Source organism: Mesorhizobium sp. 128a, from assembly GCF_053848025.1.
This window is the reverse complement of sequence record NZ_JBSPKY010000001.1, coordinates 36,311-50,510: the sequence shown is the minus strand read 5'-3', so window position 1 is coordinate 50,510 and position 14,200 is coordinate 36,311. Positions and strand designations below refer to the sequence as shown.

At 64.2% G+C, this 14,200-nt stretch carries 11 protein-coding genes; 7 read left to right on the top strand and 4 right to left on the bottom strand.

The features are described from left to right. Positions 1-49 precede the first annotated feature (49 nt). The 3 genes from proC to ACWTU9_RS00185 form a co-directional block, all read right to left on the bottom strand. A complete protein-coding gene (gene proC, locus ACWTU9_RS00195) occupies positions 50-865 on the bottom strand; it encodes a pyrroline-5-carboxylate reductase (protein ID WP_455856586.1) in 816 nt (271 codons plus the stop codon). A gap of 152 nt (positions 866-1,017) precedes the next feature. Beyond that, a complete protein-coding gene (locus ACWTU9_RS00190) occupies positions 1,018-2,337 on the bottom strand; it encodes an O-antigen ligase family protein (protein WP_455856585.1) in 1,320 nt (439 codons plus the stop codon). After that, positions 2,306-3,304 (bottom strand): glycosyltransferase family 2 protein, encoded by a 999-nt coding sequence (locus tag ACWTU9_RS00185; protein ID WP_455856584.1) that lies wholly within the window; start codon positions 3,302-3,304, stop codon positions 2,306-2,308. The genes ACWTU9_RS00190 and ACWTU9_RS00185 overlap by 32 nt, the downstream gene beginning before the upstream one ends. 171 nt (positions 3,305-3,475) lie before the next feature. Between ACWTU9_RS00185 and ACWTU9_RS00180 the strand changes: the two genes are divergently transcribed. The 3 genes from ACWTU9_RS00180 to ACWTU9_RS00170 are packed head-to-tail and all read left to right on the top strand — an operon-like array spanning position 3,476 to position 6,359. Further along, positions 3,476-4,648, top strand: a complete 1,173-nt coding sequence (locus tag ACWTU9_RS00180) for a glycosyltransferase (RefSeq protein WP_455856583.1) — start codon at positions 3,476-3,478, stop codon at positions 4,646-4,648. Further along, positions 4,645-5,439 carry a WecB/TagA/CpsF family glycosyltransferase gene (locus tag ACWTU9_RS00175; protein WP_455856582.1) on the top strand — a complete coding sequence of 265 codons (795 nt, stop codon included), beginning with the start codon at positions 4,645-4,647 and terminating at the stop codon, positions 5,437-5,439. Before ACWTU9_RS00180 ends, ACWTU9_RS00175 begins: the two co-directional genes overlap by 4 nt. Beyond that, entirely contained in the window at positions 5,436-6,359 is a 924-nt protein-coding gene (locus tag ACWTU9_RS00170; protein ID WP_455856581.1) for a DUF6492 family protein, read from the top strand. Before ACWTU9_RS00175 ends, ACWTU9_RS00170 begins: the two co-directional genes overlap by 4 nt. Here the strand turns inward: ACWTU9_RS00170 and ACWTU9_RS00165 are convergent. After that, positions 6,356-7,651 (bottom strand): lipopolysaccharide biosynthesis protein, encoded by a 1,296-nt coding sequence (locus ACWTU9_RS00165; RefSeq protein WP_455856580.1) that lies wholly within the window; start codon positions 7,649-7,651, stop codon positions 6,356-6,358. The genes ACWTU9_RS00170 and ACWTU9_RS00165 overlap by 4 nt on opposite strands. 198 nt (positions 7,652-7,849) lie before the next feature. Here ACWTU9_RS00165 and ACWTU9_RS00160 point away from each other — a divergent pair, with 198 nt between their 5' ends. The 4 genes from ACWTU9_RS00160 to ACWTU9_RS00145 all read left to right on the top strand — a co-directional run bounded on the left by ACWTU9_RS00160 (position 7,850) and on the right by ACWTU9_RS00145 (position 14,148). Next, entirely contained in the window at positions 7,850-10,192 is a 2,343-nt protein-coding gene (locus tag ACWTU9_RS00160; protein WP_455856579.1) for a Wzz/FepE/Etk N-terminal domain-containing protein, read from the top strand. A 227-nt stretch (positions 10,193-10,419) separates the two neighbouring features. Beyond that, positions 10,420-11,319, top strand: a complete 900-nt coding sequence (gene folD / locus ACWTU9_RS00155; protein ID WP_455856578.1) for a bifunctional methylenetetrahydrofolate dehydrogenase/methenyltetrahydrofolate cyclohydrolase FolD — start codon at positions 10,420-10,422, stop codon at positions 11,317-11,319. A 53-nt stretch (positions 11,320-11,372) separates the two neighbouring features. After that, positions 11,373-12,335 (top strand): GlxA family transcriptional regulator, encoded by a 963-nt coding sequence (locus ACWTU9_RS00150; RefSeq protein WP_181058559.1) that lies wholly within the window; start codon positions 11,373-11,375, stop codon positions 12,333-12,335. 148 nt (positions 12,336-12,483) lie between these two features. After that, positions 12,484-14,148 carry a vWA domain-containing protein gene (locus ACWTU9_RS00145; protein WP_455856577.1) on the top strand — a complete coding sequence of 555 codons (1,665 nt, stop codon included), beginning with the start codon at positions 12,484-12,486 and terminating at the stop codon, positions 14,146-14,148. Positions 14,149-14,200 lie beyond the last annotated feature (52 nt).

Below are 14,200 nucleotides of genomic sequence, written 5' to 3'. Positions count from 1 at the left end.
CGGCCCGGCTCGGGTCAGGGCTGCACACAGCCCTGACGCCCCGCAGGTGTTATTTCCCCAGCTCAATCGACCTTATCCGCGCGGCTTCCACCGCCTCGGTCAGCAGCTTCGTCAGCCGCTCTTCGCCCATCAGCACGGCAAGTGCCGCGGCTGTCGTGCCGTTGGGGCTGGTAACCTGCTGGCGCAGCACGCCGGGGTCCTCGCCGCTTTCGGCGGCGAGTGCTGCGGCGCCATAGACGGTCTGCATGGCCAGCAGCCTGGCGGTCTCTGCCGGCAGCCCGGCCTTCTCGGCGGCAACCGTCAGCGCCTCGATGAAGTGGAAGATGTAGGCCGGACCGGACCCCGAAACCGCGGTCACCGCATCCATCAGGCCTTCATCGTTGATCGTCGTCACCACACCGCTCGCCGACAGCAGCTCGGCAACGAAACGCCTGACATCATCGGTAACCAGTGGATTGGAATAGACCACCATCATGCCCTTGCCGATCGCCGCCGGCGTGTTCGGCATGCAGCGGATGATGGGTGCGAGATGGCCGAGGATATGCTCGAACGTAGCGACCGGCGTACCTGCAGCGATGCTGACGAAGGTGGTCCTGCCATCGGCGAAACGCTTGTAGGCAGCGGTGACGTCGCGGATGACTTGCGGCTTCACGGCGATGACGACGAGGTCGGGCTCAGCGCCGGCGGGGATGCCGTTCGCGTCCGCGGCGGCACTGCAACCGAGGTGCTCGGCGCGTTTGCGCAGGTCCGCATTGGGCTCGACCACGAACACGGCTTGCGGCGCAAGCTTGCCGGATTTCAGCCAGCCGGCAAGCATGGCGTACCCCATATTGCCGCAGCCGGCGAGAACAAGCCTGATCGTCATTGAGAACCCTCCGAGAAGGTTCTCCTTAGACGCTCGCAGACGGACGGGAAAGCCCCTCGAGGGCGCACGGATCAGGCCAGCCCGATCAGCCGAGGGATCAGGCCGAGGGGATCAGGCCAAGGAGATCAGGCCAAGGGGATCAGGCCAAGGGATCAGGAGCGTCGGCGCACCGCGATCGGCCGCAGCGACACTTGCCGCAGGCCAAGCACGCCGAGCACGAAGAACAGCCAGACCGGGTCGCCGCGATGGAAGAAGAAGCTTTCGAGGAAAGCGTTCAGCGCCGTGAATAGCACCACCATCATGAAGAAGTCACCGAGATAGATGTTCTCCTTGCGCGGCGGGATCCGCATGTAATCGCGCAGCGGTGCGATCAGGAAGGTGTAGACGGCAACGCAGAGCGCCGGGATGCCCATCAGCACCGCAATGTCGAGATAGCCGTCATGGCCGTGCACGATTGTCCGGATGTCCCAGGGCCGGTCGAAAGGCTGGTCCTGGCTGAGCAGCAGCGGCGTTCCCCAGAAGCTCTCATAGCCGTAGCCGGTCCACGGCTTTTTCGCCAGCATCTCGCCCGAGAACTCCCACAGCGTGGTGCGGCCTGTATAGGTGAGGTCAGGGAAATAGGTCGCCGCCAGCTCCTTGACCGGCGGGATGAAGACGATGCCCAGCGTGCCGACCGCCGTGGCAATGATCGCCAGCGCAAACAGGATCGGCGTGCCGAACCGCATGCCGATCAGCCCCGGCAGCACCACGATCAGGATCGAGAACGGCACTAGGCCTGCGGTGGTCTTGGAACCGGTGTGCAGCATGAAGACCATTGCCGCGCCGAAGATCGCCACGCCCCAGAACCGCTGACCGCGCCGAAAGAGATAGAGGCCGGCGAAGCTGAAGCAGGCCATGATCGGCCCGGCGATGTTCTTGTGGGCGAAGACGCCGCGCCACAGGCCGGCATGTTCAGGCTCCTGCGAGTCGGCCGTGTGCAGCGCCTCATGCGGAAAGACGATGAGGCCGATATAGGACAGGCCGATGACGACGATGGCGGTGAAGATAATGACTTTCGAAAAACTGTCGGCGTCGCGCGGCAACACCAGGATCGTCGCTATCGTCAAAATGCCGAGCAGCGTGAAGAAGGCCGCGCGCATCGCCGAAGACGGGTCGGTCGCGTTGATGACCGAAAGCATGAAAAAGCCGAGCATCAGGATCCAGGACGGGCTGAGCAGCGAGCGCACCACCTTGGGGTCGGCGAACGTCAGCAGCGAGACGATCGAAATGGCGCCGAGCGAACTGAAGCCGAGCTGGTTGACGATGTCGCCGCCATCGCCGGTCAGTTCAGCACCCGCCGGCTGAAACGGCCGGAACGACACGATGATGACGGCAAACAATAGCGCGGCAATCGCCGTCGCCACGCCGTCGCGGGTGACGATGCCGCCCGGCAGCAGCTCGTCAGTTCTTCTCAGGCTGCCTGTATTGCTCATTGGCGTATCCGAATTCGGCAAGCACGCGGCCGAGCGCGACATAGACGGGATAAAGCGCCGTCGACAGGGAACCTGTCCGCGCCAGCCTGACTGCGCCGCGCAGCGGCGAGGCGGCAAGCAGCGCCAGACTTTTAGCAAACACCTTGAAGCCGGCCAACGGTGTGCCGGCGCGTTTCTTCTTCTCGACCAGGGTCGAGATCACGCCGTTGCGCAAGCTGCGGGCACGGATCCAGTCGGCCTCGATGCGCCTGGCCGGAACGCCTTCGCGCACCTTGGCCTCGGCGCACCAGCCAAGCACAAAACCTTTCTGCCTCGACCGGCTGAGGAAGTCGGAATCCCCGCCGCCCATGAAATTGAACCGCAGGTCGAGGAAGGGCGGCCCCATCGCAGTGAGCACACTGCGCCCGACCAGAAGGTTGCCCGAGGAATAGAGTGCGGCCACGCGCCCGGTCTCGCGGTAGGGCGGCGCAAACACCGGATGCTCGGCCCATTTGGCGTGAGCCGGGTCGGCAAACACCGGCACTTGCGGGCCGCCGACAATGTCGGCGCCAAGCGTCTCCGACGCCGTGCACATGCGCTCCAGCCAGTCGGCGTCGGCGATCTCGTCATCGTCGATGACCAGCAGGTGGCGGAAATCCGGAAAATGCAGGATAGCCGTCTGCCAGCCGGCATTATAGGCGCTGCAATTGCCGCGCTCATGCGCGATGATGACCATGCCCGGCATATCACCGCGCTCAAACACGGGCAGCGCCGCCTTGGCACCTTCGCGCGCCTCGGCTTCGTTCTCGATGACGATGACGGCGAAACGCCGGGTGGTTTGCTGCGCCTTCAGCGACGCCAGCGTTTCCATGAGCAGTTGCGGTCGCTTGAAGGTCGGCAGCGTGACGACGGCCTCGATGGTCTCGGCGGCGAGCTTCGGAGAGCGTCCCGCGATCGATACCGAACCATCCGATGGCAAAGGGATCATCCGCTCCAGCCGTATGCATTAAATCTGGCTTCCGATAGCACCGCGATGATAAGGTTTCGTTAATCACCTTTCGCAGCGAGCCTGCCGATCGGTGCCTTTCATCCGTTGCGTTGCGTGACTTAATCAAGGGTTCACCCAGCTTTGCTAGTGGCTGACGCCTGGATAGGTGAGATGCATCTGCTGTTCGCCACATCGATCGTGCCCGACGGCGCACTCGCTTCGGGCTACGAGATCGCCAACGCTGCGATTATCGCCGCCTTGCGGCGCGCCGGCGTGCGCGTCACTGTCATTGGCTTCATCTGGCCGGGCAAGGCGCCAAGCGACCCCGAAAACACCATCGTGCTCGGCGCCGTCGACGTGCGCACGGAAAGCGCCTCGGCGATGCGGAAGCTCGCCTGGCTCGGCAAGGCGATGCTGTCAGGGCTCACCTTCGCTTCCGTGAAGCTGCGCGCGGTCTCCGACATTGAAGTCCGTGCCGCCATCGAACGCGCCGGCCCTTTCGACAGCTATGTCCTGAATTCCGTGCAGTTCGCTGGCGCCTTTGAAAAACTGTTCGCCGACCGCCCATCGATCTTCGTCGCCCACAATGTCGAACATGCTTCGGCCAGGGAGAATGCGGCCGCGGCAAACAGTCATTTTCAGCGCCTGCTGTTTGCCCGCGAGGCGAGGCTCCTCGAGATCATGGAGGAGAGGCTCTGCCGACAGGCCCGCTTCGTCTTCACGCTGGCCGAGGAAGACCGCGCTGCACTCGGCGTTGCCTCCGACGACCGCTCGGCGGTGCTGCCGCTGGTGACCACTGCCACCGCGCCGAAGCCGGTAAAGCCGCGCCGCATCGATTGCGACGCGGCGCTGATCGGCACCTGGACCTGGCAGCCGAACCGCATCGGCCTCGACTGGTTCCTGGAACAAGTCGTGCCGCATCTCAGTCGGGGTTTTCGCATCAGGATCGCCGGCAACATGCCGTCGGATATCAGCTCTGCACATCCCGGTGTCGAATTCGTCGGCCGGGTGCCCGACGCGCAGGCTTTCGTGCGCAGCGCCGCCGTCATTCCGCTGATCAGCACGGCCGGCAGCGGCGTGCAGCTCAAGACCATCGAAACCTTCGAGCTTGGCCTGCCGTCGGTCGCCACCAGCCGCTCGCTGCGCGGCATCGACCATCGCCCGGCCAATTGCGTGGTGTCAGACGATCCGGCTGCCTTCGCCCGCGCGCTGGAAGCGGCGGCGGCTGATGTCAGGGATGTAGACGGCAGCGCCTTCCATCGCAGTCAAATGAACGCGCTCGATGCCGCCATCAGGCTAGGCTTGGAAAGGCTCGGGCCGGTCGGGCAGGAGGTGTTTGCATGAACATGCACACCGCCCGCGCCGCCCTGGGGCTCGAGACGCTGAAGACGATCCTCGGCATTTCGGTCCTCGCCATCCGCTGGGATGACGCAATCGCGCTGCTGGCTAGGCTGATTGCCGAGCGGCGCTTCACCAAGGTCAGTTTTCTCAACGCTCACAATGCTAACATCGCCTATACCGATCCGGTCTTTGCCGAAGCGCTCGATGACTTCCTCATCCTGCCCGACGGTGTCGGCGTCGATCTGGCGGCAAAGCTGCTCTACGGCGCGCCATTCCCGGACAATCTCAACGGCACCGATTTCATTCCGGCCTTTCTGCAGGCATCGGCAAGGCCGCTGACCGTCGGGCTGCTCGGCGCCACCCGCACCAACGCCGAGGCTGCGTCGGTCAAGCTGGCTGCGCTGGCCGTGCAGCACAAATTCGTCGTCATCCATGACGGCTATTTCTCGCCCGCCGAAGAGCAGGCAATCGTCGATCGCATCGAGGCGTTGCGGCCCGACATGCTGCTTGTCGCCATGGGTGTGCCGCGCCAGGAATTATGGATTGCCCGCCATATCGATGCCCGCCACTGCACGCTGCCGATTGCCGTCGGTGCGCTGCTTGATTTCCTCTCCGGCTCGGTGCCGCGGGCGCCGCTCTGGATGCGCCAGCTGAGGCTCGAATGGCTGTTTCGCCTGTGCATCGAGCCGAGCCGTCTGTGGCGCCGTTACGTCGTCGGCAATCCGGTGTTCCTGTGGCGTGTCGTCAGGCAAAAATTCTCGCACCGGACGAAGCCTGCCGGAGAGCCGCGGTGAACAGCCGCTTTGTGCCGAGCCCTGCCGTCGACCTGGATGTCCTGCCGCAGACGCCGGCAGCGGCGGTGGTGACCGCCAGCTATGCGCCGGATTTCCAGCGCTGCCGCCTGTTGTGCGAAACCCTTGATCGTCATGTCTCCGGCGTGGCGCATCACTACATACTGGTTGAGCATCGCGACGTGGCGCTGTTTCGCCAATTGGAAAGCTGCCGCCGCACTGTCGTGGACGAACGCGACCTGCTGCCGCGCTGGCTGCGCGTCTTCGACGATCCGACGAGCCTGTTTCGCCGCCGCATCTGGCTCAGTTTCAAGACCCAGCCGCTGCGCGGCTGGCATGTGCAGCAGCTGCGTCGTATCGCCATCGCTGCGCATGCGGGGGAAGACGTGCTGGTCTTCTGCGATTCCGACGTCGCGTTCGTCAAACCGTTCGATCTGAGCGCCTTCTGGCGCGACGGCAAGGTGCGGCTGTTCCGGCGCGACGGCGTGCTGTCGAGCGAGGGTCACGACGAGCATCGCATCTGGTCGCGCAATGCGGCTGCAGCGCTTGGCATCAATGCATCTGAGGTTTCGAACCACGACTATATTTCGACGCTGATCGCCTGGCGTCGGCAGACGGTGATGGCGATGTGCGCCGAGATCGAGAAGGTCCACGGCCGCAACTGGGTCGGGGTCGTTGGGTCTGTGCGCCGATTCTCCGAATGCATGATCTATGGCCGCTATGTCGACGATGTGCTGCGAGGCGCCGGCCATTTCCACGGCTCGGAAGAATTCTGCCGCGTGCACTGGACGGGCGCGGCACTGTCGGATGACGAATTCCGAGGCTTCGTCGCCACCATGGTGCCGGGGCAGGTGGCGATCGGCATGCAATCCTTCATCGGCACCGATATCGGCCGCATCCGCCGTCTGATCGAGCTGGATTAGATAGCCTTCGCCGGCTTGCGCAGAGCCGAGTAGGTCAGCAGCGCTGAGGCAAGATAGAGCAGCAGGAAGACGACATTGAGCGACAGCACCAATATGGGCGTGTCGGCGATCGTGGTCAGCACATAGGTCAACAGCATCGCCTTCAGCCCGGCCAGCAGGCCGAGATTGAGCGCCCGGATCGCGGTCTGGCCGCGCGCGAACAGAAGCTCGGCCTGGTATTCGACCAGGTTGCGCAATCCCGGCACGCCGATTGCCAAAGCCACCAGCGGTGCTGCTTCGGCGACGTTCCGGCCCAGCGCATCGGGGAAGAAATGCAGCACGATGCCGAGTGCCGCCAGCGCCAAAGTCGACACCAGGAACACGCCGGCTTCAATGCCGCCTTTGACCCGCAGCCGCGCCAACAATTCCGGCGCTCGCATCATCCGCTGCACCAGCATCATCGAGAAGGTGCGGATCGGGATTGCCGTCAGGTCGACCAGCCGCATGATGATGGCATAGATGCCGGCCAGATGCGGCCCACCGATCGCCAGCACGAGCAGCTTGTCGAATTCCGACTGCAGGTAGAACAGCACTTCGGCGCCGGCGACATAGATCGAATCGGCAAGCCGCCTGAGATAGAGCTCGGTGCGCAGCCTGAGCCGCTGGCGTGGATAGTAGAAGCCGAAGGCAAGCAGCAGCGAGGCGGCGTTGGCGCCGATGTAGAACAACGACCAGATCCAGACGCTGTGCTGCCCCGACAGCATGAACAGCACCGCGCCGAGCGCGCGGAACGCCGTGGTCACGATCGACAGCACGGCGGCGCGACCGAATTTGCCCAGCCCGTTGTTGACGATCAGCACCACCTCGACCGGCCGCCACAAAAGTGCTTCGGCAAAGACGATTGCGGCAAAGACGGCCAGCGGCACGGTGCTGGCGAAGAAGATCAGGTAGACGCCGTAGGAGGCCGCCGCCAGCAACGGCAAGGACAAGGCGCCAAGCAGCAGGAAGCCGGCGGTGAAGGTGCCGATAAGGTTGGGACGGATCGCGGCAGTGCGGTAGAGCGCCGAGATGAAGCCGAAGGCGAGGATCCGCGACAGCATGACGCCGGCCGCCGAGGCGGTGGCGAACATGCCGAATTCGGCGATCGAAAGCGTGTTGGCGAGTGCGATGAAATAGGCGAGCGAGAACACCAGCCGCCCGCCTGCGCCGCTGATCGCCGAGAGATAGTCGCGGACCAGCCCCCGTCGTTCGGCCACGAAGGTACCGATCCGGGCGAGTGTCCGCCTTTGCGGTGTGTCGCTAGCCTGCATCATGTCGCGGAAAGCCATAGGCCGGAAAGTTTAACGTGCCGTTCTGGCCACCCTTTTACGCCCTCGACAATGTGCGGCAGAAGCCAGAAACTTCGGCTTCGGATCAAGGAAATTAACCTTTTGTTTCCCATGCCTGTTTAGCGTGGCTTAACGATTGGCCGACCGCCGCTCCCAAGCCGCCAAGGGTAAAGTTTCGAGACAATGGTCGACAGGGAAAACCGTGAAGACTGGAGGCGTGAGCGCTCCCTCCTGGCGCTCGGCAGAGCTGTGCGCGGCGACGAGGCGGCGGATGCGTCGCCGGTCTCCATCGGCGACCGGGCCGATCCGTCATGGCGCGAGGACGCCGCAACGCGTCACCGGATCGCTCGCTCGCAACGCGAGGCGCAGTCGAATCCCGCGCCAGCGTCACCGCCCGGGCCGCCGCAGTTCCAGGCCGCCGGCGAATCCGTTTCGGCGGCCAGCACATGGTCTCTAGCAGACGAAGCTGTCCGCTATCCGAGAGCCGATGCGGCCGAGGAGCCTGTTCGGCGTCAGGAGCCTGCCCGGGGTTTCGATGGCTCTCGCGCCGCCTACGAGACCCGTTATGCCGACGAGCAGCGGCGGGATGGCGACGATCAGGAATGGAAGCCGCTGATCGATCCGCTACAGGTCGTCCGCGGCATCACCCGATCCAAGCTGCTGATCGTCTCGACGACGTTACTGGGAACGGTGCTTGGCGTTGCTGTTGCCGTTTCGACGCCGAAGAAATACGAAGCCACAACGCAAATAGTCATCGAGCCAGGCGACCTGAAGCTGTCCGACAACGATCTCACCCAACCGGTCGGGCAGCCCGACGCGGCGCTGGCCGTCGTCGAAACCCGTATCAAGATGGTGACATCAGGCAAAGTCCTCGACAAGGTCGTCGCCGATCTAAATCTTGTCGACGATCCAGAGTTCAACGGACAGGGCTCCGGCGGCCTCGGCGTCATGTCGCTGATCCGCTCGATCGTGTCGCGCCAGGATGGACCTGGCGGTGCCGGTGACGTGCGCCGCCAGGCACTGGCGGTCGGCAATCTGGCCAAGAGCCTGTCGGTCGAGCGCAGCGGCAAGAGCTTTGTCGTTTCCATCAGCGCCACCACCCAAAGTGCCGACAAGTCGGCGGAGATCGCCAACACGACGAGGGACGTCTTCCAGCAGGAGGCGGCCCAATACCAGTTCGGGATGGCCGGACGCGCGACGGACCAGCTGACGGCCAAGCTCGATGACCTGCGCAAGGATGTCGAGACGGCCGAGCGCAAGGTCGAGGATTTCAGGGCCACGCATGATCTCGTCGACGCGCAGGGCCATCTGATCAGCGACGACCAGATGCTGAAGCTCAACGAGCAGCTCTCCGTCGCCCGTGCCCGCACGCTGGAACTCAACGCCCGGGCGGCGTCGGCGCGTTCGCTGGACGTCAATTCGGTCATCAACGGCACTTTGCCGGAAGAAATCAATTCCAACACGATGAGCGAACTGCGCGCGCAATATGCAGCGTTGAAGCAGGAGGCCGACCGCGCCGCCGTGCGGCTGGGGCCGCGTCATCCCGAATACCAGGCGCTCAACGCCCAGCTCGTCGGATCACGCGAGCGCATCGCAGGCGAACTGCGCCGCATCGCGTCGTCGCTACAGGTCGACTTGAAGCGCTCGGTTCAACTCGAGCAGGATCTCGCTTCCCGCCTGGCGCAGGCAAAGGTCCAGAGCGGCGACGTCAACAGCGACCTGGTCAGCCTGCGCGAACTGGAGCGCGATGCCACCGCCAAGCGCAACGTCTATGAACAATACCTTCTGCGCGCCAAGGAGACCGGCGAACAGCAAAACATCAACACCACCAACATCAATCTGATGACCCCCGCGCAACCGCCACTCGAACCCAACGGACCGTCGCGGGCCGTAATTGCGCTGGCCGGCCTGCTGCTCGGCCTTGCTTCCGGCGTCGGTCTCGGTGCGATGCGCGGCGCCTTTGCAAGCCTGCGCGATGCCGCTGGCTCGCGTTCGCGTGGCAGGATGGACGAACGCCGGCCTCCCGTCGAAGACAAGGTCTATCGCGCGCCGCGGCCTGTGTCTCCGCCGCCTGCAGCACCTCCGGTGTTGCCGGTCGAGGCCACTCCCGCCCGCGGCCCAGGTCTGTTCGGCGGCCTGTTCTCGGCGATGCGCAAAGCCACACCAGGCAGTGGGACGTCAGGAGAACAGCCCGTCCAGACGTACCGCGCCCAACCGGCCGCCGAATATGCAAGGCCGGTGCAGGAGCCTGCCGGCGATCTTCAGCCGGACTTCCGGCAAGAGGTTCCGGACGCCTATCCCTATGGGCAGCGTGCCGGCTACACGCAGCCCGGTCGACCGGCCGACTACCTCTATTCGCAGCAGCCGATGCCGGCAGCGCCCGAGAGGTGGTCTTCTCCGCAGCCGGCCGAGGCGACGTCGGACGACCAGCAGGCGCAAATCGACGATATCCGCGCCGGTCTGCGCGAATTTCGTGAGGCGGTGCGCGAACTCACCGAAAACCGTTCGCGCCGCCGCTATTTCTGAGCCCGTCAGCACGGAATAAAAGCTGCCGGTTTCGAGTTTACGGCATCTGACGGCGCTTTGACGGGATTGCTTGGACCAAATTTCGTGAAAATGCCGCGCAGCATGGCGCTCCAAAAGCGCTGCCGTCGGGCTTGACCCGAATGGGCGCGACGTTTGAAACAACGACATGCACGAAACAACGTTCAGGGCGCGCCGCGCCTTGGCTCGAATGATGTCGAGGATGGTTCATGGCCGAAGTGATTGACGGAAAGAGCGTCGCCGGAGATGTGGTTCAGAAGGTCAAGGCCTTGACCGCGGACCTGATCGCCAAGGGCAACGTCAAGCCCGGCCTGGCGGTGGTTATCGTCGGCGAGGACCCGGCAAGCCAGGTCTATGTCGCCTCCAAGTCGCGCACCGCCAAGGAATGCGGCTTTCATTCGCTGCAGCACACGCTGCCGGCCGACACGTCCGAGGAGGCGCTGCTCAAGATCATCGGCGAACTCAATGCCGATCATGCCGTCAACGGCATCCTGGTTCAGCTGCCGCTTCCCGCCCATATCGATGCCGGCAAGATCATCCAGGCCATCGCGCCGCAAAAGGATGTCGACGGCTTCCACTTCATCAATGTCGGCAAGCTCGGCACCGGCGAACTCGAAACCGCCTTCGTACCCTGCACGCCGGCGGGTTCCATGCTGCTGATCGAACGCGTGCGCGGCAAGGATCTTTCCGGCCTCAATGCGGTCGTCGTCGGCCGCTCCAACATTGTCGGCAAGCCGATGGCCAATTTGCTGCTTGCCGCCAACTGCACCGTCACCATTGCCCATAGCCGCACCAAGGACCTGCCGGCGCTGGCCCGCACCGCCGATATTCTGGTGGCTGCCGTCGGCCGGCCCGAAATGGTCAAAGGCGACTGGGTCAAGCCGGGTGCCACCGTAATCGATGTCGGGATCAACCGCATCGCCGCACCCGAGAAGGGCGAGGGCAAGAGCCGCCTCGTCGGCGACGTCGCCTATGCCGAGGCGTCGCAGGCCGCCGGCGCCATCACCCCTGTGCCGGGCGGTGTCGGCCCGATGACCATTGCCATGCTGATGGCCAATACGTTAGCCTCAGCCTACCTTGCGGCCGGCTTGAAGCGGCCTTCCTTCTGACCCAGAAAGCAGCTTCTTTGCCGAACCCCAGTATTCCCTCTGAACGGCCGGTCATGGATGATCCCGTTCAGGGCGGCCGGCAATTCGCGTTCCTGCTGGTCGACAAGTTTTCGATGTTTTCGCTGGCAGCGGCGATCGACACTTTCCGCTCGGCCAACCGCCTGCTCGGCCGTGATTTCTATGGCTGGACGACGGTTTCGGCCGACGGCGACTCCGTCATGGCCTCCAACGGCCTGCCGCTCAAGATCGACTATGCCGTCGCCGACCTGCCGCCGGTCGACATCCTGTTCGTGTCGGTCGGACTGACCACTGAATTCCCCGGCAAGAGCAAGGTGCTGGCGGCGCTGCGCAGCTGGGGCCGGCGCGGCAATGCGCTCGGCGCGCTGTCGGTAGGCTCCTATCTGCTGGCCGAAGCGGGCCAGCTCGAAGGCTATCGTTGCACCATCCATTGGGAAAACCGCGCCGGCTTCGTCGAGCGCTTCCCCGACATCAACTGCACCGGCAACGTCTTCGAGATCGACCGCAAGCGCTACACCTGTGCCGGCGGCACCACCTCTATCGACCTGATGCTGGAGATCGTGCGCGGCGATTTCGGCTCGAATCTCGCCAACGGCGTCGCCAACCAGTTCCAGCATGAACGCATCCGCTCCGCCGGCGATCGCCAGCGCGTCGGGCCGGAGCGCGACCTCACCGGCAAGTCGGAGAAGCTTAGACGCATCGTCGAGCTAATGGCCGACCATCTCGACGAGCCCCTGTCGGCGGTGCAGCTCGCCAAATCGGCGGGCCTTTCGGTGCGCCAGGTCGAGCGCCTGTTCCTGCGCCATTTGAGCGTCACGCCCGGCCGCTACTACATGCGGCTCAGGCTCGAGCGGGCGCGCGAATTGCTGCGCCAGACCAACATGCCGATCCTCGATGTGGCCATTGCCACCGGCTTCACCTCGCACTCCTATTTCGCGCAGAGCTACCGGCTGCAGTTCGGCCGTCCGCCCTCGGAGGAGCGGCGCACCACCTATTGATGCGGTGCTTAGCCAGCTTCGGAACCGGCCTTGGCCAGCGCCGATCCTGTTACACTGCAACCGTTCGTGACCGCTCTAGGCTTGTGTCCGAACGCGCTGTCAAATAGCGTCCGGCGCGGATCAGAGGGCGGCCTCAAGGAGATTTCCAATGGCGGGACTTTTGCGGAGCGTCGCTGCGGCGCTGCTCCTTTTGTCGATGACTTCGCTCGGCTTTGCCGCGAACAAGGTCATCATCATTCTTGACGCCTCAGGCTCGATGTGGGCCCAGATCGACGGCAAGCCGAAGCTCGAAATCGCGCGCGAGTCGCTCAGGACCGTGCTGCAGTCGGTCCCCGCCGACGACGAGATCGGCTTCATGGCCTATGGCCACCGCGAGAAAGGCAGCTGCGAGGACATCGAGCTGATCGTGCCGCCGCAGGCCGGCTCGGCAAGCGCCATTTCGGCCGCCGCCGACAGCATGAAATTCCTCGGCAAGACGCCGCTGACAGCTGCCGTCAAGCAGGCGGCCGAAGCCTTGAAATACACCGAGGACAAGGCGACCGTAGTCCTCATCACCGACGGGCTTGAGACCTGCGGCGGCGACCCTTGCGCGCTGGGCAAGGAACTGGAAGCGTCAGGCGTCGACTTCACCGCCGACGTCGTCGGCTTCGGCCTGACCGCCGACGAGGGCAAGCAGATCGCCTGCCTCGCCGACAACACCGGCGGCAAATATATCCAGGCTTCGGACGAGAAGGCGCTGCAGGAAGCGTTGGTCGAAACCGTCGCCGCGCCGGCCCCGGCACCCGCGCCGGAACCCGCACCGGCGCCTGCCCCAGCGCCCGAACCGGCAAAGCCCGAATTCAATTTCATCCCGAGCGTAGTCATGGCCGAAGGCGGCGATCCGATCACCGATGGCAATGCCTGGGAGGTCTACAAGGCCAAGCCCGATGGCACGCGCGGCGAGTCCGTCACCACACAGTACAACAGCTACGAGGCCAATCTCGAGCCGGGCGACTATATCGTCGTCGCGCGCGCCGACGAAGCCCAGGTGGAACAGAAGGTCAAGATCGAGGCCGGCCAGGTCTACAAGCCGCTCTTCACCTTGAACGCCGGCACCATGCTCATCCATCCCAGGGCTTACCAGGGTGCCGATATCAGCGACGAGGCCCATGTCGACTTTGCCTTCCCGGGCGGCAGCACGACCCATTATGGCGACACCAAGATCATCGTGCCGGCCGGCGAACAGAAGGTCACGGTGGCGATCGGCAGCGGCTCGGTGACCGAGACCATCCAGCTCGCCGCAGGTCAGACGGTCGAAAAGGACATCGTCGTCGGCGTCGGTCATGCCGTCGTCAACGCCTACTACACCGCAGGCGGCGACAAGGCCGACTCGTCGGGCATCAGCATCCAGATCGTCAAGGCCAAGAAAAAGATCAACGGCTCGCGCGAAGATGTCGCCCATTCCTATGGCCCGGACAGCAAGTTCTGGCTACCGCCGGATGACTATGTCGCGGTCACCGCGCTCGACCTCGCGACCGTCGAGCAGCCGTTCAGCGTCAAGGCTGGCGACGTCAAGGATGTCAAGGTGACGCTCGATGCCGGCGTGCTGGCCATGTCGGCGCCGGGCGCCTATTCGATCGAGGTGCTGTCGTCGAAGAAGGACATCCAGGGCAATCGCAAGGCGCTTGGCCTGAGCTATGGCGACACCTGGCAGCAGACCATTCCGGCCGGCGACTATGTCGTCGTTCGCCACATGTCCGATGAAGGTCATGACAAGGAAATGCCGGTCACGGTCAAGGCCGGCGAACGGAGCGAGATTACGGTGCAGCCGTAATTGGCGTTTCATCGCAAACGAAAAAGGGCAGCCTTGAGCCGCCCTTTTTATA